This window comes from Streptomyces sp. NPDC002690, from assembly GCF_053592415.1.
Genome location: NZ_JBSFVR010000105.1, coordinates 1 through 21587, shown reverse-complemented (window position 1 = coordinate 21587; position 21587 = coordinate 1). Strand labels below are relative to the sequence as shown.

The following is a 21587-nucleotide window of genomic DNA, read 5'->3' as shown; positions in this document are numbered from 1 at the left end:
AAAGCAGCCACACCCTCGGACCATTCTGGGTCACCTCACAGAAAGTGCCCCTGCACCACGTATTCGGCACCTACCTCCAAAGCCGCGCCAACACGACCCCCGACCGCTCACTCCTCCTGGGCGAAGGCGAAAACGAATTCCTCGCACTCGGCGAAGGCGCACCCATCACCTACCACGCCACGAACACGCCGCCCGTCCTGCCCGTCGCGCCCACTCGTCCCCAGACCGTCTCCGCCCGAGCCCCCCAGCCCGGTCAGAAGTCGGGCGGGCAGCGGCAGTCGGCGGCCTCGGGGAGTAGTAGCCAGGGCTCCTCGTCGAGCGGGCAGCCCACCCTGGACGAGCGAATCCACACCGCACAACGCCTCAGCCGCGCGGCCGATGCGGAGGCCGCCCACATCAGCCGCATCCATCCCGCCGAGCGCCGGGGCGTACGGCCGGACGAGATCCGCGCCCGCGAGGCCCGGCGGACCCTCGAACAACTACGGAAGGCCGCGGAGTCGGCCGGTACCGCACCTGCTGGCACCGAACCGGCCAGTACCGAATCAGCCGGGGCCGGTTCCCAGCAGAGCGACCTCGCCAGGGCGGCCCGGGCGCGCAGGTACGCCGCGGAGAAGGCGTTGGAAGAGGCGGGCCGACGAGCCGACGAGCTGCGGGAGTTGCTCGACGCCGCTCGCGATCGGCAACTCGTCGCGGCCCGCGCGCAGCGAGGGGCCGCCGAGCGCCTGGCGGGACTCGCGGCCGACGTGGACAATCTGCGGGGCACCGCGCAGGTCGACATGCCCACGGGATCACTCGCACGTACACCGCCCCAGTGGCCCGACCCGGGCTCCAGGCCGCACCCGGCAAGGGGACTTGACGGCAACGGCGTTCTGGGCGGGGACGACACCGTTCCGTTGTCTCCCGAGGAGTCCTTCTCAGCATCGCTGCTGCACGAGTTGAGCCCGGAGTCCTCCCCGACTCAGGACGGCGGAGGTCCGGACGCCCTCAACTTCTGGTTGTCCGACCGTATTTCGTCCCTCGAAGCGGAGGCCGGAGCGCCCGTCACCGGACTGCCCTCCGGCGACGACATGGCCGACCTGGACGAGATCAGCGCACTGGATGTGAAACTCGGACCGGGCCAGCTCGCCGAGGCGAGCATGCTGGGCGGCCGGATCACCCTGTCTGCGGCGCAGTTGGACGTCGGGCAGCGAATCCGACTGCTCGTCAACCGGGCCGGCCCCGGGTCCTATCCTGAGACCTTGGCGACCCTGACAGCGATGGTTTCCGGCCGGATCGTCGTGATCGTCGACCAGGACGGCACCGAGCACAGACACGGAACCGGTTCCGGAACCGGAACCGGAACCGGAACCGGTGCGCCGATCCGAATCGTCTTCGACGGGGCGCGCTACTCGACGCCCCCTCAACTTGTGCGGGAAACCTGAGACATGGACCGCGCAGACCCCCAGCACCACGCGGGAACCGATGGAACCCGCCCCACAGCCGCTTCGCCAGGAGGACGTCTTGAGCACCGCACCGCACACTGCCGGGTCCCCGCAGGGTTCCGAGGGCAAGACAGCCGCGGCCGCCGCCCCGGACAGGACCGCTGAGCCGACCGCCTCGACGGCGGGGTCGTCGGCCGCCGCGGTCTCCACCCCCGGCGTCGACCCGGATGGTGCGCCGACCTCCGGCTCCGTGCATGGTGCCCTTGAGCCCGAGGGCACCGCCGAGCCGGACACCGGGACGCCCACTGCGAAGGTCTCCTCCTCTGCCGGCGCCGCGCAGGCCGAGGGCGCTTCCGCTGCCGCGCAGGCCGAGGGCGGGTCCGCTGCCGCGCAAGCCGAAGACGCCTCCGCTGCGGCGCAAGCCGAAGACGGGTCCGCCCCCGCCACGGCCGAGGGCGCGTCCGCCGGGGCCACCCCGGAGGGCGACGCGGAGGCGGTCACACTCACCGCCGGGGACAGCTCCGACGCGGGCGCCGCACGGGCGGGGCAGCCGGGTCGGCCGCCGCGCACCATCCTGGCCGCCGCCGCGATAGCGGGCGCGCTTCTGGTATCCGTCCCCTTCCTGATCAACGCGCGGAGCGACAACAACGACGGCATCAGGGCAGCCGGTTCCGGCGACTCCGCGGACACCGTCCTGACGGACCCCTTCGAGGACACGCCGGGCGCTTTCGAGTCGGCCGCGCCCGCCTCGGGCAAGCGCAAAACAGGCTCTCCCGAGGCGAGCGCGCCCCGCGGCAACCAGTCGGATCCGGGGAAGTCCGACGCGTCCGGGGGCTCGTCCGGCTCTGGCGGCAGCGGATCGGCGAAGAACGGTGTCTCGTCGGACTCGTCCAAGCCCTCATCGTCCCATTCGTCCTCGTCGACCTCCGGCGGCGGCGGCACGTCGAAGTCCGACACCGTCACCACCACGCCGGCCAAGACGACCACGCCGGTCGCGGCGGCAGCAGCGGTCGCGGCGGGTGTGACGGTCTACAGCCACGCCAGCGGCCGGTGCGTCGACATCGTGGGCGACAAGGGCAAGGACGGTGCCCCCTTGGAGATCTACGACTGCCAGGGGAAGAACTGGCAGAAGTGGGACTTCCGGTCCGACGGGACCGTACGTTCCATGGGGCTGTGCATGGACATCGCGTGGGCGTCGACGGACGACGGCGCCCAGATCCAGCTGGCCAAATGCAACGGTGGCTGGGCCCAGAAGTTCAAGGTCAACGCGTCGCACGACCTCGTGAACACGGTGATCGGCAAGTGCGTCGACGTCAAGGACACCGCGACCGCCAACGGCACCCGGCTACAGCTGTGGACCTGCAACGGCCAGCCGAACCAGAAGTGGAGCAAGCGCTGACCGCACGGTGAGGATCAGGCGGGTCCTGGACACCACCGCCGGCGACCAGGACCACGCACGCGTCAGCGCGGACCCGAACCGGACCGCCTGACCACTCGGAACCCCCCGGGCTCGCCGCGATCCCCCGGACATGCGCAAAGATCCTGCCGAATTTCTCCGACAGACCCTCTGAGCTGCGACTTCGTGAAGTACGACCTGCGACTTCGCAAAGTCGGGACGACAGGATTCGAACCTGCGACGTGGACCCTCGAACGTCTGACCGTCGAGGCGGACGTGTTCCGCGCCATCCTGGCCCGCCGTCACCGCCCTGGTCGGCCGTTCACCGATGACGTGTCCCGCCTGGTGGCGGCTGACGTTCGCCGCCACCCTGCTCCGCTGCATGCGGGACTCGCCGGCCACCATCGCGGACCGCGTCGGCTACAGCACCCCGTACGCCCATGCGCACGCCTTCGTCGGGAGTTCGGCACGATCCCGAGGCAGCACCGGATTTCAGCGGCGCGGTGAGTGGCAACCGCGTCAGTCCTTCGTCATCGTCGGCACGAGTGCACGGCTCATGACAGGGCTGTCCGGATTCCGGTCACCATCGCGATCGCCGCCGCGAGGCACGCCGGTCCTCCGGTCGCGCCCGCATGACGCTTCGACTTCATCGAGGATCCTCCCGCTCGGCCTGTTCGAACCGATGGCCCCGTTCGATCTGTTCGCTCTGTTCGTCCCGTGCTTTCGGTGCGTGCAGGAGGCTACGGCCCGCTTCTCCCACCGACGGGGTACCGGGGCGCCCCTGGCGCAGGAGCACCGAGTCCCTGTCGTGGTCCGCGGATTTCGCCTCTCTGGCCGGAGCGCCCTCCCCGGTGCAATCGGACACCGGGGAGGGCGCGGCAATGATGTCGCCGGCAGGGAAGCATTCCCAACTGCCCCTCCGGCGAGAGACCTACGGGCCCGGGCTACGGCGTTCAACCGCGGCGGCGCACTTGCACGAGATACCCGCGCGCGACCGCCCATTCACAGGAACGGGGCGGTCGGGGCCGCATCGCGTTTCACCCCTCGACCCAGCCGTGCTTGCGCCCGAACTGGACCATCTCCCGCCTGATCTGCATAATCTGGCTACCCGTCAGTGACGGGGCGGCGCGCAGCAGCAGTTCGGTGATCTCGGTCGTGCACTCGTCCTCGCGCAGGACGTCGCACATGGCGTCGTCACCGTCCGCACGTCGAGGCACTGCCGATGCCGCCACTGCCGCGGACGCCTCGCCCCCTTCGGGAAGCCGGACGGACGAGGCCTTCGGGCCCCGGTCCCCCTCCTCGATCTCGAACTCCACCACAAGGCCCGTCCGAAGACAGGACTCGGGAATGAGGAGGTCGTTCACATGCAGAAAGACATCCTCCTGGCCGTTCTCCGGGGCAATGAACCCATAACCCCGCGTTCCGTCAAATCGCACCACACGACCAGCGACCACGCTTACCCCCATAACCACAATCCCGCATCCGGAAAATGCAGGCCGGATCCCTGCCACGCTCCGGCCTCTCCACATGATCTCTCGTCGCTCCCTCCGTTGCCGCCCCGCCCTCCATTCCGGTCGCGAACCGGGACCGGAAGGCGGGGCCGCCGGAAGGGGATGCCGCTACCGTTCCGTCACGCACCTGCGGCAGAGCGGTCGGACGACTGCATCTGCTCGTCGAGGTTCTGGGCGAACTCCAGTCAGGTCTCGGCGTACTGCCGGGCAAGGTTCACCACCAGGGCGCCACAGTGCGGCGGTACCGTGGCGGTGAGTTCGGACCTCTGCCGCATGCCGACCGCGTTCTGCTGCAGCAGGGCGCAGCAGGTTCCCGCCTTCTTTCTTGTGCCGCAGCGAAGGATCCCGCAGCAGCTCGTCCAGCGCCGAACTGGGATCCGCGTCGAGCAGCTCGGCTCTGCGCTCGCCCCTTGCCCTCGTCGGCTGGAACGGCACGGGCTCGGACTTCTCAGAACGCGGGGACACACCGGGAAGTAACGAGGATATTCGGACTTCCGTCACCCGGTTTCCGTTGTCCTTCTGACGACCGGGAACACGGGAAGTCCCGGCAATGGAGTCCATGGCGACGGATTCGGTACTGGGCTCGCTTACATGTACGGCTGACTGATTCACTTTCTCCCACCCCCGAAATCGCTCTGCTCGCGATCAGGACCGCGGAGCGGATCATCTCCGGATGGTCGAGCGCGAGCTCCTGGACCACCATCGAGCCGAGCGAGGTCCCCACGACGTGGCAGGGTCCCAGCTCCAGTTGCTCGATGAGCCCTCGGGTGTCGGCGACCATGTCCCCGAGCGTGTAGTCGCCCGGGGGGACGTCCGTCGGCCGGATGCCCCGGTTGTCGAAGGTGACCGTCTCGTATCCGGCCGCGTTCAGGGCCGGGGTCTGGTGCATGGTCCAGACCCGTCCCGAGGCCGAGGACCCCATGATGAACAGGACGGGTACGCCCCGTCCCGACCGCTGGTAGGAGACCCGGAGGCCGTTGGTGTTCACGAACGGCATGACGCCCCCGTTCTCGTGGTGGGCAAAACACACACTCCTCGCCGTGGGGCGGCGTCCACCGGGTCGCCGCGGCACAGGATGACACCGCGTGGTTGCGGCGATCAAGAGTGGCCGGGCCCGGTCGGACCGGCGCACCCCTGGTGTTCGACTGCCGCCGGAACACAGTTGAACACCGGCCCCGGCGGCCTCGTTCCACCCGCGGGATGACGGTTCCCGTCCCTCCGCGGGATGACGATTCGCCGAGGGGCCGCGCTCTACGTTGGAGGCGTCCGCTCCGCCCCCGCAGCGAGCTGAGCCAGGAACCACCGACCTAGGAGCGATCAGTGACGACGGCATCCGCGGCCTTACAGGCAACCCAGGGCCCCGGCGGTGCGCATGCGGCCTCCGCACGACAGGTCACCAAGGCGTACGGTGCCGGGGAGACCCGGGTCACGGCGCTCGACGCGGTCGACGTCGACATCCCGCTCGGCCGGTTCACCGCGATCATGGGCCCCTCCGGCTCGGGCAAGTCGACGCTGATGCACTGCCTGGCCGGCCTCGACACGGTCACGGAGGGCCGGATCTGGATCGGCTCGACGGAGATCACCGGGCTGAAGGACAAAGAGCTGACCAGACTGCGCCGCGACAAGATCGGATTCGTCTTCCAGGCCTTCAACCTGCTCCCCACGCTGAGCGCCCTGGAGAACATCACGCTGCCGATGGACATCGCGGGCCGCAAGCCGGACCGGGGCCGGCTCGATCAGATCGTGGAGACCGTCGGGTTGGCCGACCGGCTCGGCCACCGGCCGGCCCAGCTCTCCGGCGGCCAGCAGCAGCGTGTCGCGGTGGCGCGGGCGCTCGCCTCGCGACCGCAGATCATCTTCGGGGACGAGCCCACCGGAAATCTCGACTCGCGTTCCGGCGCCGAGCTGCTGACGTTCCTGCGGCGTTCGGTGGACGAGCTGGAGCAGACCATCGTCATGGTCACCCACGATCCCGTGGCGGCGAGCTGTTCCGACCGCGTCCTGTTCCTGGCGGACGGCAGGATCGTGGACGAGATGCTCTCCCCCACCGCCGACTCCGTCCTGGAACGCATGCGGCGCTTCGACGGCAAGCGTACGAGCTGAACGGCGGCGCGAACCGATGCTGATCAAGACCTCTCTGCGGAGCTTCTTCGCGCACAAGGGCCGCATGGTGCTGTCCCTCGTCGCCGTCGTCCTCTCCGTCGCCTTCGTCGCGGGAACCCTGGTCTTCTCCACGACCGCGACCAAGACGTTCGACCGTCTCTTCTCCTCCACCGCCCCCGACCTCCTGGTCACCAGAACTCCGGCCAAGGCCATCGCCGGTCCCCAGCAGGGCTCCAAGCCGCTGACGCTCGCCGCCGGTTCGGTGCGGCAGGTGGCCGCACAGCCCGGTGTGAAATGCACCGTCGGCCAGATCACCGTCGCCAACGCGACCCTGATCAACCCGAAGACCAACAAGGCCGTGGGGCCGGTCGGAGGGGCCTCGACCAAGCTCGGCGCCTGGGTGCCCGTTCCCCGCTCCCCCATGGAGATCACCTCGGGCAGCGCCCCGTCCGGCCCCCGGCAGATGATGATCGACGCGGACAGCGCCGACCACTCCAAGCTCGGCATCGGCGACCCGGTCCAGGTGATCAACCCCTTCGGCACCTTCGACTACACCATCTCGGGCATCGCCACCTTCAAGGGCACCAACCCCGGTTCGGGACTGGCCTACCTGGACGTCCCGACCGCGCAGAAGGACCTCCTCGGCGCCTCCGACGTGTTCACCTCGGTCGCGGCCTTCAGCGACGGCAGCGTTTCGGACGACCTGATCAAGACCTCGGTCACGGCCGCCCTGGGCGACGGTTTCGACGTCATGACGGCCGGCGAGCAGACGGCGGACAGCGAGAAGGACGTCGGCAGCTACCTCAGCTTCATGAAGTACCTGATGCTCGGGTTCGCCGGGATCTCGCTGCTCGTCGGCGGCTTCCTCATCGTCAACACCTTCTCCATGCTGGTCGCCCAGCGCACCCGGGAGATCGGCCTGCTGCGTGCTCTCGGGTGCAGCCGTCGCCAGGTCAACCAGTCGGTCCTCGTCGAGGCACTGCTGCTGGCGGTGATCGGCTCCACCCTGGGCATGCTCGCCGGTCTGGGTGTCGCGCAGCTCCTGATCCTGCTGATGGGCCGGGCAGGCATGAAGATCTCGGGCTCCCTGGAGTTCGACGCGAGCATCCCGGTCGCCTCGTACGCGGTCGGCGTCGTGGTCACCGTCCTCGCCGCCTGGATCCCCGCGCGCAGGGCCGGCCGGTTCTCGCCCATGGCCGCACTGCGCGAGCACGGCACCCCGGGCGACGGCTCCACCGGCAGGCTGCGGGCCGGAACCGGCCTGCTCCTCACGCTGCTCGGCGGCGCGCTCCTCGCGTACGGTGCGAGCGGCGGTTCTTCACCGGGAGTGGGCGCGGGCGTGGCCCTCACGCTGATCGGTTTCGTCGTGCTCGGGCCGTTGCTCGCCACCGGTTCGATCAGTGTGCTCGGTGCGGTCCTTCCGAAGCTGTTCGGGCCGTCCGGCAAGCTCGCCCAGCGCAACGCGATGCGCAATCCGCGCCGTACGGGAGCGACCGCGGCGGCCCTGATGATCGGTCTCGCGCTGGTCACGGGCGTATCGGTGATCTCCTCCTCGATGGTCAGCTCGACCAACGCGCAGATCGACAAGGTGCTGGGCGCGGACTACCTCGTCATGGCCGACCAGACGGGTCTGACGCCCGCCATGCTGGAGGCGGCGCAGAACACCCCGGGGATCGATCACATCACCGAGGAGAAGCACCTTCCCGCGACGATCACGCCGCCGGGCGGAGAGGGCAACACCTACACCCTGGTGGCCGTCTCGGGGTCCTTCACCAAGGACTTCCGCTTCCCCGTCAAGGAGGGGAGCGGTGAGGACACCATCACGGGTGGCGGCATCTCGGTGGACGAGGAGTACGCGGACACCCACGGCCTGAGCGTCGGGGACAAACTGGAGCTCGACTACGGGAACGGCCACAAGCAGTCCGTGCCGGTCGGAGTGATCACCTCTGCGGGCAGCACGGTCTTCGACAAGCAGTTCTACATCGGCATCCTCACGGTCGCCGGCACCCTGCCCGCCGACGAGATGCCCACCGACTCCGGCTTCTACGGCAAGGCGGCCGACGGAGCGGACAGGAGCGAGGTCTACCAGGCCCTGCAGGACGCGCTCGGCGACTATCCGCAGCTGACCGTGCAGGACCAGGCCGGCTTCAAGGATCTCTACCTGAAGCAGGTCAACACCCTCCTCTACCTGGTCTACGCCCTGCTCGGACTGTCGATCCTCGTGGCGGTGCTCGGCGTCATCAACACGCTGGCCCTGTCGGTCGTCGAGCGGACCCGTGAGATCGGGCTGCTGCGCGCGATCGGGCTCACCCGGCGCCAGCTGCGCCGGATGATCCATCTGGAGTCCGTGGTGATCGCGGTCTTCGGCGCCTTACTCGGCACCGGGCTCGGCCTCGGCTGGGGTATCAGTGCCCAGCACCTGATGAAGGCCCAGGGGCTGCAGACGCTGTCCGTACCGGTGGCCACGATCGCGATCGTCCTGGCGCTCTCCGCGGTGGTCGGTCTGCTGGCCGCCCTCGTACCGGCCTTCCGCGCCGATCGCATGAACGTCCTGGCGGCCATCGCCACGGACTGAAGTACCACCAGACCGACGGCCGGGGCGGGCGCCACTCCACATCCCCGTGTGGGACGCCCGCCCCGGCCGTCCTGTCCGCCTCCACCATGCCTGACGCCCGTACGGTGTACGGGCGTCAGGCATGGTGGGGCGTCACGTACTAGGGCCTGTATCGGGTCGTGATCAATCTGTGGGATCCGCCTCCGCTTCAGGGCTGGCCCCCGTAGTCCTGAGTACATGACGCGCGTGCAACTGACGGATGAGGAGTGGGAGTTCATCGCGCCACACCTGCCAATCGGCGAGTACGGCCCGTATCCCACCCGGCTGCGGCAGCAGTTCGAGGGCGTGATCTGAAGGTTTCGCGCAGGAGCGCAATGGCGGGAGATGCCGGACGAGTTCGGCGCCTGGTCCACCGTGCACAACCGGTTTAGGCAGTGGCGGGATGCCGGGGTCTTCGAGGCCCTGCTGGAGGGCCTGATCGCCGAGGCTGCGAAGCGTGGCAGGGTGGACTTGTCGCTGGTCAGCGCGGACTCCACCACGGCCCGCGCCCACCACGACGCGGCCGGAATGCATCTCGATCCGGAGATCCTCGCCGCGCTGGAGAAGGCTGCCCGGCTCGGACGGTCGCGGGGCGGCCAGACCAGCAAGATCCACGTTGCGGGTGACCGCAGGTGTCGCCCGCTCGTGCTCACGCTGACCGCCGGGCAGGCCGCCGACAGCCCTCGGTTCATCCCCGTGCTCGAGCAGGTGCGGGCCCGTGGGCCGGTCGGCCGTCCCCGCCCCCGGCCCGGCGCGGTCGCCGGAGACAAGGCTTACTCGTCCCGCGGTAACCGCGCCTACCTGCACAAACGCCGTATCAAGGCTGTGATCCCGGAGAAGAGGGACCAAGCCGCCAACCGGAAGAAGAAGGGCAGTAGGGGCGGTCGGCCCGTCACCCACGACGCCGAGCTCTACAGAGAGCGCAACACCGTTGAGCGCCTGATTAATATGCTCAAGGCATGGCGCGGCATCGCGACCCGCCACGACAAAACCCCGGAGAGCTACCAAGCAGGCCTCCACCTCCGAGCTTCCATGATCTGGATCAAGGACCTCGCCCGAGCCAGTCAGTGATCACGACTCAATGCCTGCCCTAGGCGGGCTGCGGGGCGCGCGTTGCCGGAGCAGCCGCGACCTTGCGGGTCTCGCGCATTATCAGCAGGCCGTTGACCACCATCAGTATCGCGGTCAGGCCGTGGACGCCGAGCGCGGCGGCCACGGAGCCGTGGTGGGCCAGCACGTTGGCCATGTCCCCGCACGCGGCGAGGGCCTCCACCAGCAGCACCAAGCCCAGCGCCCGGCGGTGACCTGCCACCAGCAGGACACCCAGTACCAGGGCCATGACGACGTCGCGGGTTCCCTTGACGATCAGGAAGCCGCCTCCGTCGCCGGACGGCCAACTCGGCAGGCCGAAGCCCGACGCCACCGTCTCCGGGCGCAGGATGAACTCCGACCCGAACCAGAGGATGAAGAGGATGAAGGCGGCGGCCAGGACGGTGTTGACCTTCTTCAGTGACATTGTTCTTCTCCCTGTGGATTTCGGGCTCAGGCGAGGGCAGTGACCAGGAAGGCGAAGGCGGCGACGATGACGACGACGCGGACGTAGTGGTAGCGGTCCCAGCGGTTCATCTGCTCCTTCCAGTCCGCGGGCCGGTTCTCGGGGGTCCACGTCTTGCCCCGGTTGTTGATCGGGACGAGCAGCAGGAGCGACATGATCACGCTCACGATCAGCAGCGCGGCGGCGATGACGACGAGTCCGGCGCCTGGGCGGTCCCATCCGGCGATGGCCCAGACTGCGCTGAGGACGAGCGAGCCTATATACCAGAACGGCATGAGGGCGCCGAGCATCCGGCCCCCGTGGGCGCGGGCGAGCTGGTCGCTGTCTTCGGGAAGGGCGTTGAAGATCCGGTTCATGACGAAAGCGACGGAGAACTCCACCCCCACCATCAGGCCGACGATCACGGTGGTGAACACCTCGAGTGCGTTGAACATGATGACCCCTCCTGGTACCTAGCGCTGCTAGATGATGAGGCGAGGCTAGTACTGCTGCCGCTGGATTGTCTAGCGGTGCTAGTATTCGAGTCATGTCGGTACAAGAACGCAAGCAGCGCGAACGGGCGGAGCGCGAGCGCCTCATCGTGGCGACAGCCCGCGAACTTGCTGAGCAGCAGGGCTGGGACGCGGTCACAACCCGGCGGCTCGCCGAGCGCATCGAGTACAGCCAGCCCGTCCTCTACAGCCACTTCCGCGGCAAGCGGGAGATCATCGGCGCCGTCGCCCTGGAGGGCGCTGCCGAGCTGGCCGCGGCGGTGCGTGCCGCGACCGTCGCCGCGGACGGCCCACGCGAGCAGGTCGCCGCGCTCGCCCGCGCCTACCTCGACTTCGCCGCACGCAACCCGGCGGTCTACGATGCCTTGTTCCAGCTCGACGGTGGCCTGGCGTACGCGCAGGAGTACACCCCGGAGCCGTTGAAGGACGCCTTCGCCGCGCTGCTGGAGAGCCTGGGCGAGGTCGCCGGGGACGGTGTCCACCCGGCGCTGTTCACCGAGGTGTTCTGGGCGTCCCTGCACGGCCTTGCGACCCTGACCCGGGCGGGACGGTTGCTACCGGAGGACGCCGCGCAGAGGGTGGAGCTGCTGGTGGACCGGCTCGCCGTGGTCTGACACACCGTCCCGGCGGGCATGCAGCCGGGGCCCTCGGGCCCCCGCCGCTGCCTGCGGCAACGCTTCCGGTCACTCGCGTCCACACGGCGCAGCCGCAGATCGCCGGACCCCGTGCCCGAAGCCGGCACCCGCTCCGGAAGCTGCGATGCTCATTGATCGCGACCCGATACGCGCCCTAAGAGGACACCGAGACCAGGCCTGCCTCGTAGGCGATGATGACCAGCTGGATCCGGTCGCGGGCGCCGAGCTTGCTCATCAGCCGGGCGACGTGCGTCTTGGCGGTGGCCATGCCGATGAAGAGCGTGCCGGCGATCTCGGCGTTGGACAGGCCGCGCCCGATCAGCGTGAGCACCTCGCGTTCCCGCTCGGTGGTCCCGTTCAGGAGCTGTTCCTTGGGGCGGGGGCTCCGGCTGGGTTCGGGCCTGCCCGCGAACTCCTCGATGAGGCGGCGGGTGACGCTCGGCGCGATCAGGGCGTTGCCCTCGGCGACCACCCGGATCGCTGTGAGCAGGTCATCGAGCGCCGTGTCCTTGACCAGGAACCCGCTGGCGCCCGCGCGCAGCGAGGCGTAGACGTTCTCGTCGTCGTCGAAGGTGGTCAGCATGACGACGCGGATGTCGTCGGACTCGGCGGTGATGGCACGGGTGGCCTCGATGCCGTCCATGCCGGGCATCCGGATGTCCATCACCACCACGTCGGGCCGCGTCTCCCTGGCCAGTTGGATCGCCTGGATTCCGGTCTGGGCCTCCCCCACGATCTCCAGGTCCTGGGCGGCGCCGATCACCATGCGCAGGCCGGAGAGCACGAGGGGCTGGTCGTCGCAGAGCACGAGCCGGACGGTCGTCATACCGGGAGCCTCGCTTCGACCTTGAATCCGCCTTCGGGCCGGGGTCCCGCATGGAAGTGTCCCTTCAGCAGGACGACGCGTTCGCGCATCCCGGCGATGCCGTAGCCGGCTCCCGCGGCGCGGTGCTCGCGTCCGTCGTCGACAACCTCGATGGCCAGTTCCTCGTCCCTGAAATCCACATTCACGTGACAGTCGTCGCTGCCCGAATGACGCACCACGTTGGTCACAGACTCCTGAATTATCCGAAAGGCGGACAGGTCGATGTCGGGGGGAAGCGCACGGCGCTGCCCGTGCCAGTGCACGTGGACGCGGATCCCGGCGCCCGCCGCCGTCCGGGTGAGCTGGTCCACATTGGCCAGGCCCGGAGAGCGGACGGAATTCGGCGAGTCCGGGCCCGCCTCGCGGAGCATGCCCAAGGCGTGCCTGAGCCCGGCCAAGGTCTCCCGGCTGGTGGTCTCGATGGCGTTCAGCGCGTCCTTGACCCCAGGGGTCTGCGTCTCGAGGACCCGGTTCACGGCGCCGGCCTGGATCGCGATGATGCCGATGCTATGGGCCACCGTGTCGTGCAACTCCCGGGCGATGCGCAGCCGTTCTGCCACGACGGCCTGGGCGGCCGCCTGGACGCGCAGCGCGTCGGCGTACTCGCGTCGTTGGCGGACCGAGTTGCCGATCGACCAGGCGATGCCGATGAGCAGGGCCGCGTAGCTCGCTTTGACGGTGAGGGCGTGCAGCCAGCCGGCACCGCTCAGTGCCGCCCACTGGGCGGTCCACGAGAGCAGCGTGACGAGGGCCGCCCCCACCACGTAGCTGCGGGGGCGGACGACCGCGATGTACCCCACCAGGGCCGCGGTCATCATGAGCATCGGCCACGTCGGCTGTCGGACCATCGCGATCAGGAAGGACTCGACCAGGATCAGGCCGAGCACCGACAGCGGCCGGCGGCGGGCGAGGCCGATCGGCAGCGCGATGAAGACGGCCAGGGCGATCCTGGCCCAGAGGTCCACGTGGAAGCGCTGGCGCGGCTGGATGAACATCGGTGACGTGGTGGGCGCGATCATCGTGGTCAGCAGGACGGCCGCGCCCACGACCATGCACCACATCACCACCGTCCATGCGCGTGGCGTCATACGGCCGAGGAGCGGGGGGCGCGGCATACGTTCCACGGGGCGATCCTAGGTCCCCGGCCTCTGAGGGCCGTCATCCCGCGGGCGTACGCCGACGGACCGGTGGTCAGTCCGTCGGCGTACGCCGACGGGTGCCGCGGTCCTCGCCGGCCGGTCAGTTCCCCCGCCACACCGGAGGGCGTTTCTGTGCGAAGGCCCGCGGGCCTTCCATGGCGTCCTGGCTGCGCCGGCGCCTCTCCTCCCATGGGTACGTCGCCGTGAACGCGGCTTCGAGCGGCATGTCCACCGAGCGCAGTACCCAGCATCGGATCGGCGACGTCGTGGACGCGGACCGGCACCGGATCGCCCGCGGGCCGCCAGGAGCGGCCGGGGTTGCGAAAGTCGCCGACCAACTCCTTCTTCTTGGTGTCCACGCTGATCACCGGCTGGCCGGCGTCCCGGTGGTAGCGTGCTTGGTCATTGAGGTAGCGGAACTGGGCATCCCGGTCGGCGTGCTGACTTCCCTCGAGTCTCTTGGCGTTGGCCTGCAGGCGGAACCCCTCCTGCCGCAGCAGGGCGGCGACGGTGTCCGCACCGACCTGGTGCCCCTGCCGGGTCAGCTCGGCTGCCAGCGAGCGAGTCGACTTCGTCGTCCACCGCAACGGCGGTGTCGGATCGACACGCTCGTCCGGCTCGACGAGGCTCAGCAGGGCGACCCGCAGTCCAGGGTCGAGGTCCGCGATGCGTTTGCGTCCGCCGCCCGGCCGCCTCACCCGTCCGGTCAGAAGCCGACCTGCTTCCAGGTCGGACATGCCCTTGCGGACAGTCGTCCCGCTCACCCGGCTGCCAGGGCCACGGCCCGAACGCCGCCATGCCCCAACTCCCGGGCTTCCACCGCCATCAAGAGCCGTCGCTGTCGTTCGTCCAAGTGCGGGAACAACACCGCAAATTTCACGGCAAGTTGCTCACGAGTCTCAACCGGGATGCGCATACGACACCAACGAGCCCCAGCTCTGAAAGCAACACCTTGATGATCGGCAAGCACTTAGCCAGAAATCAAAGAGCCAGGCTCAGCCTCGGCCGTGCTGACGAACGATCTTCTCTGCGGACTTCCGGCCACGACCAGCGTGAGTACCCGGAGAACCGGTCACATCAGCCCTTTGACCTGCGACTTCAGGTTGGCGGAGGCTCAAGGCGGAGGAGCGTTCGCACACCGCATGCGTGCGGGCGTTCCGACGACGCGGCGAGACGCCCGGTTCGGGCCGGTGGCCTCCGACCCGACCGTCCCCGCTCATCGACCAGCTCGCCGAGAGCGGGCCGAAGACTCCGACCGCGATCCGGTAGGCGCGGGCCGAAGTACGAGCGCGTGTCCGGAAGCCGGCCGGCGCCTCGTCACCGGACCCGGGCGGTCAGGTGATCGTGGACCTGGACGGGGTGATGGTCGTGGCCCGCTCCACACGGAGTCGTACGGACTCCGCGGGCGGCACCCACGAGTTCGTCGCTTGGCTCTCGAAGCGGGGCCGGTGGCTGTCGTCCTCGGTCGGGACGACCATCACCGACACCATTCACCAGACGGTCCGGACAACCCCCCGCCCCCGGCGCCCTGACCGACAAGGGCACCAAAGGCAAGCGGGCCCGCAAGGTTCCCCTCGTCGAGGAGATCCGCCCCGTCGTCGCCCAGCGCATCCGTCCGCCGGCCCCCGGTCCGGACGCCCGTTTGTTCACCGACCACCACCCAGCGCTACCCGCACCCGGATGTCCACAAGATCACGGCGACCGGTACCGCACCGCCGGCTCGCTTCAGCGCGCTGTGCGCACCGCGCTCACTGCCGAGCCCCATCGTCATGACCCGCTGACCTGTCAAGGACGCCCGGACCCGATTGGTCCCGAACCGGTCCCGAACTGGTCCCCAAAACGATCAAGGGCCGGTCTCGGATTGCTCCGAAACCGGCCCTGATCTGCGACTGTCTCCAGTCGGGACGACAGGATTTGAACCTGCGACCCCTTGACCCCCAGTCAAGTGCGCTACCAAGCTGCGCCACGTCCCGCTGCGTTTCCTCCCGGTGTTCCCGGTCGGCCGCGCAGGGAAAACATTACCTCACTCCGAGGGTCGAATTGACGCGCGTGCCTGCTGGGCGCGGTTGGCGAGTCCGTCGGCACCGCAGCCGAGGGCCAGCTTGTGCGCGCGGCCGAGCTCCCGGACGCTGCGGATCGCGATGCCGTACTCGTACCGGGCGAGCGCGTGCTCGTACTCGGAGGAGGACGCCTCCAGGTGGCGCACGGCGTCGGCCAGCAGCTTTTCGGCCTCTTCGGCGGGCGCAAACACAGCGAGGCAGCGCAGGGCCTCACCGATCGCGGTGTCCGTTCCGAAGCGTTCCGCGTGCTTCCTGGCCTCGGCGGCGATCTCGGCACCCTTGGCGGGATCCGTGTCACGCAGCGCGCGGGCCAGATCGAACGCCCAGGGCGCCCAGACACCGTTGTGGCGCTCGCGCACCTCCAGCGAGAGCCCCGCCGCTTCGAGCTCTGCGACGGCTTCCTCGGTCCGCCCCTCGGCCAGCAGCAGACGGCCGCTGACGCACGGGGCGTCCGGAAGGACCATGGCACTGGGGTACGGGGCACCGAACTCGTACTGGTCCGCGACCAGGCGGGCATCGGCCGTACGGCCTCGCGCGAGCAGGGTGTCGATGAGGAGGCACGCCGCGTCCCAGTGGACGGGAAGGCCGCTGCCGACTCGGTCGGCGAGCCGCAGCCCTTCGCGCAGGAAGCCCTCGGCCTCCGCGAGCCTTCCGCGACGGCGGGCGACGAGGCCGAGCAGGGTGTGGGCGAAGGCGAGGTGCGCGCCGCTCCACCCGGAGATCTCGAAGGCACGCACCGCTTCGCCGAACAGGCTCTGCGCCCGCTCGTACTGGTCGGTGAAGGCGTAGGTGATACCGACCATGGTGGGGAACTCGAAGCCCCACTCCGAGTCCGTCCAGCCGAGGCCACGGGCCGGGCTGCCGTTGACGAGCGCGCGTTCGCAGAAATCGACGACGAGTTCGGCGCTCTCGCCCCGCATCATCGCGTCGAAGGCGCGCAGGGTGATCAGCGCGCGCTCGGGGTTGTCCCGGCCTTCCAGATGGTTCGCGTTGGCGGCGAGCCTGCGCGAGCGGGCCGCACCGTCGTCCTCCTCCCGCTGCATCCCCTCCCACTGGAAGTGCGCGGCCTGCAGTCGCATCAGGCCCGGCCCGGGAGCAGTACGTGCCGACTCCGCCGCGAGGGTGTCGGAGGCCTCCTTCAGCTCGTTGTTGTGGGCGAGTGCGGCGGCGAGCCGGAAGGTCGCGTCGACTCGCTGGCGGTCGTCCAGACCCGGTGTGTCGAGAGCGTTCCGCAGATGGCGCACGGTGGTGGCGGGCGAGCTGAGGAGTGTCGCGCAGCCCAGTTCGTAGAGGATCAGCGCGTGGTCCTCGGGCCGGGGCGGCTCCTCGACGGCGCGTTCCAGACAGCGCCGGGCGGCTTCCGGGGCACCGACCGCGAGATGGTGCCTGGCCGCCTCGCGGAGCTGCCTGACCACCCCCTGGTCGTCGTCCGGGTGCACTTCGAGCAGATGGCGTGAGGCCGCCGCGACGCTGTGTCCGGCGTCGGTCAAGGCCCAGGCCGCCCGTCCGTGCATGGCCGTACGGGTGGCGGCCGGGATCGAGTCGTAGATGGTCGTGGCGATGAGCGGGTGGACGAACTCCAGCGGGTCGAAACCGGTGACGATGCGGGCTTCGCGGAGCTTGTGGGTGCAGTCGGCGGCCTCCGCCGCGCTCATGCCCGCCAGATTGGCCGCGATGTCCCGGGAGATCTCCGTGCCCAGTACGGCGGCGGCCCAGGCGAACCGGTTGGCGTTGGTTCCCAGCCGCTCCAGGCGGGCGACGAGCCCGCGGCCCCGGGCCGAGGCACCGAGTTCGCGCAGCTGGCCGGCGGAGTCCTCCACCGGCGTCATCTCCTCGTCCTGCACCTTGGCGACCAGCTCGACCGCCTCGTACGGGTTACCTCCGGTGACCGCCCAGACCTCGCGGCAGAACGGGTCGTCCGCGTGGTCTCCGAGGGCCGCCCGGACCAGATGGGCGGTGGCCTCCGGAGTGAGCGCCCGCAACGGGATCCTCACGAGTTTGGCGGGGTCGCTCGACGCGGTCGGATCGAAGGCCCCGGCCCTGCCCCGGTCGGCCATCTCGCGCGGGCGGTAGGCCGGAACGGCCAGTAAAGGCAGATCGCCGAGGTTCTCGGTGAACGAGGAGAGCCAGTCGAGGGATTCGCCGTCCGCCCAGTGCGCGTCGTCGACGATGAGCAGCAGGGGCCGGTGGCTGTGGCGGATCGCGAGTTGGCGCACGACGTGGTCGAGGCCGTCCCGGACGCCCTGGGGGTCCGGCTGCGGTCCGCTGGGCTGTGCGAGTCCGAGGGCGGGCGCGGTGGTCTCGTACCAGTCGCCGAACAGCTCACGGAGTTGGTCGGTGGGGATCTGGACGAGCGCGGGCTGGAGCAGTTGGCGTACGACGTGGAACGGCACCGACGTGACGGTCTCACCGCCGCGCGCCGACCAGACGGTGCAGCGGTCGGCTGCCATGGCCCGGACCTCGGCCAGCAGCGCGGTCTTGCCGAGCCCGGCCTCCCCACTGCAGACCAACAGGCCACCGACGGCCTGCGCGCCGCAGAGCGCGGCCACCGCGTCTGCTGCTGCGGCGAGTTCGGGATCGCGCTCGTACAACGGCCGGGACGGCTTCATGCCTCCCCTTCCCCAAGGTGATGCGGACAGGGCCGAGCGTAGTCGCGCGCGGGGCGGCACGGGCGGTGGTTGGAACAGTTCGCCACAGGTGGGACCTTCTGTCCGGATCGGACCGGCCGAGGGTTCGCGGGGAGCGCCGCCCCGCGAACCCGGCATGATCCGAACGGAAGGCCCACGGGGCACAATCGAACCGTGGACGAAACGCACAGGGACCGCGACGCCGAAGGCCGGGCGCGCAACGCCCGCCCCCGCGACGGGCTGGGGCGTCCCCTGCCCTACGGGACCGAGGGAGTGGGGCGTCAGCCCGAAGGTGTGGTGCGCTCCCCCGAGGAGACACTGCGGGAGGGCCAGCGGCTGCTGGACGCGGGCATGCCCTTCCACGCGCACGAGGTCTTCGAGGACGCCTGGAAGTCGGGCCCGGAGGAGGACCGGGAACTGTGGCGTGCCATGGCTCAGTTGGCGGTGGGCCTGACGCACGCGGCGCGCGGAAACGCGGTAGGGGGTGCCCGGTTGCTGCGCCGGGGAGCGGCGGTACTGGAGGCGTACCGCACCCGCGCACCGTACGGAATCGGGATCGGCGGGCTGATCGGCTGGGCCCGGGAACTGGCGGGGCGGGTGGAGCCCGCGGGGGCCGGTTCGGCCGCTGGTCCGGCGGACCGGGAGCGCGCGGCCGGCGGGCTGGACGCCGCCGCGGAGGCGCCCAGGCTCCGCCCGTAGGGACACCTCGGGATCGCGGCACGGTTGAGATTCGGCCATGCGCGACAGCGCGGATACCCTTGCGGAGACTCGTCCCGGTTGACGGATGCCCCGGACGGCCCCGCCGCACGGCCGGGCCACAGGCGCCGTCGAGGGAGCGCGGGCCGCGGTCCCCGGGGCTCGACGTACCCGGCGCGGCGGACAGCCGTTACGATCCGGCTGCATGAGCACTGCTGACCAGGAACAGGTTCGGGCGCAGGTCCCGGTCGAGGACGAGGACGCGAAGCGGGACCAGAACGAGAACGAGGACCGAGTCCGTGAGGACCGTGAGGACGACGCCGAAACCGCGCTCCCCGAGGGAGAAACCCCCGGCGGAGAGGCCGCAGGCGGAGAGGCCGCGGGCGATGAAAAGGCCTCGGAGCAGGGTGCCTCCGAGGAGGAGATGGGCGCAGAAGACGCCGGACAGGGGCGCCTGACACCGCGTCAGGCGCGGCGCCTGCGCATCGCGCTCTCTTCGGTGGGCATGGCGGTGATGGCGGTGGTCCTGTGGATGCGCATCGCGAGCCGCTCGTCGGTCCTGGTCGTCGGCGTCTACGGACTCGCCTTGATCCTGTGCGGCGTGGTGATGGAACTCAGCCGCAACGGGCGCACTCGGCTCGCGAGTTGGCTGCTCGGCATCGGTCTGCTCGCCGCCGTCGGAACGGACTGGCTGCTGCTTCCCTGAGCGACGAGGACGCGGGCGCCCCACGACGCCACGCCGCACGACGCCACGCCACACGACGTCCACCGCCCCACGGCGTCCACGCGTCCGACCGGTATCGGGCGGGCCCTCTCAGAGCAGCACCAGCTGGAGCCCGCCCACCACCGTCGCCACGAGCACGATCCGCTCGAAGAGCCGCTGGTTGATCCGGTCCACGCACCGGCGGCCCAGCCAGGCGCCGGGCAGGACGAAGAGCACCAGAACCGCGTCGAGCAGCAGGGAGCGCCCGTCGATCAGGCCGAGCCCCACGCTGAACGGCACCTTGGTCACGTTGACGATCAGGAAGAACCAGGCGGACGTGCCGAGGAAGCCGAGTTTGCGCATCCCGGAGGACAGCAGGTAGAGCGACATGACGGGGCCGGCCGCGTTGGCCACCATGGTGGTGAAGCCACCGAGCACCCCGTAGGTCCCGGCCTGGGCGCGTGCGGCGTTGCGGGCCCGCCGCCCCAGAGGCTCCGGCTCCGCGCCCCCCGCTCCCGCCCCCCGTTCACCGGCTTCCGTACCGGGCTCGGCCTCGCCGCCGTGACCGCCTTCCGCCCGCTTCCCGTCGGCCACCGGCCCTGCCGTCCGCCGGCGCCGCCAGAGTGTGACGCCGACCATGACCAGCAGAATGGCGCCGATCGACGCCCGTACCGCGCCGTCGCCCGCGTACTTCAGGAAGAGCGTTCCGGCCACCAGGCCGACCGCGACGGTGGGGAAGAGCCGTAGCAGGGTCGGCCAGTGCGCGTGCCGCCGGTAGACGAATACGGCGAGTACGTCACCGGCGATCAGGAGGGGAAGCAGCACACCGGTGGACTCACGGGCCGGAAGTACGGCCGCGAAGACCGCGAGACTGATCGTGTTGGCGCCGTTGATCGAGGTCTTCGAGAAGCCGACGAGGGCTGACGCCGCGGCGAGCACGGCCACTTGGGCAAGCGTGAGGGTATCCATTGCGTACTGAATGCTAAACACATCGATATGGACGCGACGCACCGCCCACACGCGACGCACCACCCACACCCGGCGCACCGCCCACAGCCCACACCTGGCGCACCACTCGCCACACGCCACCCACCCAGCACCACACGCCACTCATCGGCGCCGCCGGCCACCCCCGGCGAATGCCCTCCCCTCCACACCCCTGGCGTCCGGCCGGGACGATCTGCCTATGCTGCGCCCGCGAGCGATCGAAGAAGCGCTCAAACGAACACCATGCGGCAGTACGGGGTAAGGGGCCAACAGCATGCGGGAGCCGGTGGAACTCAGGCGGCAGCGAATCCTCGCGGTGGTGCGGTCGCGAGGGGCGGTGAAGGTGACCGCGCTCGCCGAGGAACTCGACGTCTCCGTGGTCACGGTACGCCGGGACGTGGAGGAACTGGCCCGCGCGGGACGCCTCAGACGCGGGCACGGTGTGGCACGGTCCACCTCCCTGGCCGAGGATCCGGCCCTCGCCCCCGCCCGCGCCCCCGAGGCGGCGCGGGCCGACGCGGCGGTCGAGGCCGGTCCGGTCGCCCTCGTCGTGCCGGAGCGTCATTCGTACCTGTACGAGACGCTGCACGGCGCCCGTTCGGTGCTGGACGAACACGGCGTGCGGGTCGCGCTGCACATCGCCCCGCAGGCCCGGGGGACCGAGCGGCCCCTGGTGGAGCAGGCGCTCGCGGCCGGCGCTCGGGGGCTGTTGCGTCAGCCCTGGCGCTGCTTGTGGCGCAGGTTTTCGCAGATGACCATGACCCGGCCGTGACGGCGGATCACCTTGCACTTGTCGCAGATCTTC

At 70.0% G+C, this 21587-nt stretch carries 15 protein-coding genes, 1 tRNA gene and 6 pseudogenes; 11 read left to right on the top strand and 11 right to left on the bottom strand.

Annotated features, from left to right (window positions below; genetic code table 11):
• The 3 genes and pseudogenes from ACWD3D_RS15865 to ACWD3D_RS15855 all read left to right on the top strand — a co-directional run.
• A pseudogene (locus ACWD3D_RS15865) lies at window positions 1-1421 on the top strand (hypothetical protein); the annotation flags it as partial.
• 79 nt (window positions 1422-1500) lie between these two features.
• Window positions 1501-2820, top strand: a complete 1320-nt coding sequence (locus tag ACWD3D_RS15860) for a ricin-type beta-trefoil lectin domain protein (protein WP_451461442.1) — start codon at window positions 1501-1503, stop codon at window positions 2818-2820.
• A 234-nt stretch (window positions 2821-3054) separates the two neighbouring features.
• Window positions 3055-3324: pseudogene (locus ACWD3D_RS15855) on the top strand (helix-turn-helix domain-containing protein); the annotation flags it as partial.
• Window positions 3325-3854: 530 nt separating this feature from the next.
• Here ACWD3D_RS15855 and ACWD3D_RS15850 read toward each other — a convergent pair.
• Both ACWD3D_RS15850 and ACWD3D_RS15845 read right to left on the bottom strand, forming a co-directional pair.
• On the bottom strand, window positions 3855-4271 hold the full coding sequence (locus tag ACWD3D_RS15850; protein WP_451461441.1) for a cold-shock protein: 417 nt from the start codon (window positions 4269-4271) through the stop codon (window positions 3855-3857).
• Window positions 4272-4776: 505 nt separating this feature from the next.
• Window positions 4777-5325 carry an alpha/beta fold hydrolase gene (locus ACWD3D_RS15845; protein ID WP_451461440.1) on the bottom strand — a complete coding sequence of 183 codons (549 nt, stop codon included), beginning with the start codon at window positions 5323-5325 and terminating at the stop codon, window positions 4777-4779.
• A gap of 323 nt (window positions 5326-5648) precedes the next feature.
• Here ACWD3D_RS15845 and ACWD3D_RS15840 point away from each other — a divergent pair, with 323 nt between their 5' ends.
• The 3 genes and pseudogenes from ACWD3D_RS15840 to ACWD3D_RS15830 all read left to right on the top strand — a co-directional run bounded on the left by ACWD3D_RS15840 (window position 5649) and on the right by ACWD3D_RS15830 (window position 10095).
• A complete protein-coding gene (locus tag ACWD3D_RS15840; RefSeq protein WP_451461439.1) occupies window positions 5649-6431 on the top strand; it encodes an ABC transporter ATP-binding protein in 783 nt (260 codons plus the stop codon).
• Window positions 6432-6447: 16 nt separating this feature from the next.
• Complete coding sequence (locus ACWD3D_RS15835; protein ID WP_451461438.1) at window positions 6448-9006, top strand: ABC transporter permease; 2559 nt, start codon at window positions 6448-6450, stop codon at window positions 9004-9006.
• Between the two features lie 216 nt (window positions 9007-9222).
• Window positions 9223-10095, top strand: a pseudogene (locus tag ACWD3D_RS15830) (IS5 family transposase).
• 19 nt (window positions 10096-10114) lie between these two features.
• Here the strand turns inward: ACWD3D_RS15830 and ACWD3D_RS15825 are convergent.
• A complete protein-coding gene (locus tag ACWD3D_RS15825) occupies window positions 10115-10540 on the bottom strand; it encodes a DUF4267 domain-containing protein (RefSeq protein ID WP_451461437.1) in 426 nt (141 codons plus the stop codon).
• Window positions 10541-10566: 26 nt separating this feature from the next.
• On the bottom strand, window positions 10567-11013 hold the full coding sequence (locus ACWD3D_RS15820; RefSeq protein WP_451461436.1) for an anthrone oxygenase family protein: 447 nt from the start codon (window positions 11011-11013) through the stop codon (window positions 10567-10569).
• Between the two features lie 92 nt (window positions 11014-11105).
• On the opposite strand from ACWD3D_RS15820, the gene ACWD3D_RS15815 reads away from it, so the two are divergent.
• Complete coding sequence (locus ACWD3D_RS15815) at window positions 11106-11684, top strand: TetR/AcrR family transcriptional regulator (protein ID WP_451461435.1); 579 nt, start codon at window positions 11106-11108, stop codon at window positions 11682-11684.
• 175 nt (window positions 11685-11859) lie between these two features.
• Here ACWD3D_RS15815 and ACWD3D_RS15810 read toward each other — a convergent pair whose 3' ends face one another.
• The 3 genes and pseudogenes from ACWD3D_RS15810 to ACWD3D_RS15800 form a co-directional block, all read right to left on the bottom strand.
• A complete protein-coding gene (locus ACWD3D_RS15810) occupies window positions 11860-12531 on the bottom strand; it encodes a response regulator (protein WP_451461434.1) in 672 nt (223 codons plus the stop codon).
• The gene (locus ACWD3D_RS15805) at window positions 12528-13658 is read right to left on the bottom strand and encodes a sensor histidine kinase (protein ID WP_451461433.1); all 1131 of its coding nucleotides are present in this window, start codon (window positions 13656-13658) and stop codon (window positions 12528-12530) included. The genes ACWD3D_RS15810 and ACWD3D_RS15805 overlap by 4 nt, the downstream gene beginning before the upstream one ends.
• A 284-nt stretch (window positions 13659-13942) precedes the next feature.
• A pseudogene (locus ACWD3D_RS15800) lies at window positions 13943-14625 on the bottom strand (ISAzo13 family transposase); the annotation flags it as partial.
• 178 nt (window positions 14626-14803) lie between these two features.
• Here ACWD3D_RS15800 and ACWD3D_RS15795 point away from each other — a divergent pair.
• Window positions 14804-15224: pseudogene (locus ACWD3D_RS15795) on the top strand (IS1380 family transposase); the annotation flags it as partial.
• A 384-nt stretch (window positions 15225-15608) separates the two neighbouring features.
• On the opposite strand, the gene ACWD3D_RS15790 reads toward ACWD3D_RS15795, so the two are convergent.
• Window positions 15609-15682: transfer RNA gene (locus ACWD3D_RS15790), tRNA-Pro, on the bottom strand.
• A gap of 50 nt (window positions 15683-15732) precedes the next feature.
• Window positions 15733-18378 (bottom strand): ATP-binding protein, encoded by a 2646-nt coding sequence (locus ACWD3D_RS15785; protein ID WP_451461432.1) that lies wholly within the window; start codon window positions 18376-18378, stop codon window positions 15733-15735.
• Window positions 18379-18570: 192 nt separating this feature from the next.
• On the opposite strand from ACWD3D_RS15785, the gene ACWD3D_RS15780 reads away from it, so the two are divergent.
• Complete coding sequence (locus ACWD3D_RS15780) at window positions 18571-19095, top strand: DUF309 domain-containing protein (RefSeq protein ID WP_451461431.1); 525 nt, start codon at window positions 18571-18573, stop codon at window positions 19093-19095.
• Between the two features lie 202 nt (window positions 19096-19297).
• Entirely contained in the window at window positions 19298-19798 is a 501-nt protein-coding gene (locus tag ACWD3D_RS15775) for a hypothetical protein (RefSeq protein ID WP_451461430.1), read from the top strand.
• A 108-nt stretch (window positions 19799-19906) separates the two neighbouring features.
• Here the strand turns inward: ACWD3D_RS15775 and ACWD3D_RS15770 are convergent, their stop codons facing one another.
• Window positions 19907-20764, bottom strand: a complete 858-nt coding sequence (locus tag ACWD3D_RS15770) for a sulfite exporter TauE/SafE family protein (protein ID WP_451461429.1) — start codon at window positions 20762-20764, stop codon at window positions 19907-19909.
• 292 nt (window positions 20765-21056) lie between these two features.
• On the opposite strand from ACWD3D_RS15770, the pseudogene ACWD3D_RS15765 reads away from it, so the two are divergent.
• Window positions 21057-21509, top strand: a pseudogene (locus ACWD3D_RS15765) (DeoR family transcriptional regulator); the annotation flags it as partial.
• Here ACWD3D_RS15765 and rpmJ read toward each other — a convergent pair.
• On the bottom strand, window positions 21497-21587 hold a 91-nt coding region (gene rpmJ, locus ACWD3D_RS15760), incomplete at its 5' end, for a 50S ribosomal protein L36 (RefSeq protein WP_451461443.1). The pseudogene ACWD3D_RS15765 and the gene rpmJ sit on opposite strands and share 13 nt — an antisense overlap.

What these genes read in the sequence shown, in the direction of transcription:
- ACWD3D_RS15845 (WP_451461440.1), bottom strand. Translation starts at nt 5,325, where the DNA reads ATGCCGTTCGTGAACACCAACGGCCTCCGGGTCTCCTACCAGCGGTCG.
- ACWD3D_RS15835 (WP_451461438.1), top strand. Translation starts at nt 6,448, where the DNA reads ATGCTGATCAAGACCTCTCTGCGGAGCTTCTTCGCGCACAAGGGCCGC.
- ACWD3D_RS15825 (WP_451461437.1), bottom strand. Translation starts at nt 10,540, where the DNA reads ATGTCACTGAAGAAGGTCAACACCGTCCTGGCCGCCGCCTTCATCCTC.
- ACWD3D_RS15820 (WP_451461436.1), bottom strand. Translation starts at nt 11,013, where the DNA reads ATGTTCAACGCACTCGAGGTGTTCACCACCGTGATCGTCGGCCTGATG.
- ACWD3D_RS15815 (WP_451461435.1), top strand. Translation starts at nt 11,106, where the DNA reads ATGTCGGTACAAGAACGCAAGCAGCGCGAACGGGCGGAGCGCGAGCGC.
- ACWD3D_RS15810 (WP_451461434.1), bottom strand. Translation starts at nt 12,531, where the DNA reads ATGACGACCGTCCGGCTCGTGCTCTGCGACGACCAGCCCCTCGTGCTC.
- ACWD3D_RS15805 (WP_451461433.1), bottom strand. Translation starts at nt 13,658, where the DNA reads ATGACGCCACGCGCATGGACGGTGGTGATGTGGTGCATGGTCGTGGGC.
- ACWD3D_RS15785 (WP_451461432.1), bottom strand. Translation starts at nt 18,378, where the DNA reads ATGAAGCCGTCCCGGCCGTTGTACGAGCGCGATCCCGAACTCGCCGCA.
- ACWD3D_RS15775 (WP_451461430.1), top strand. Translation starts at nt 19,298, where the DNA reads ATGAGCACTGCTGACCAGGAACAGGTTCGGGCGCAGGTCCCGGTCGAG.
- ACWD3D_RS15770 (WP_451461429.1), bottom strand. Translation starts at nt 20,764, where the DNA reads ATGGATACCCTCACGCTTGCCCAAGTGGCCGTGCTCGCCGCGGCGTCA.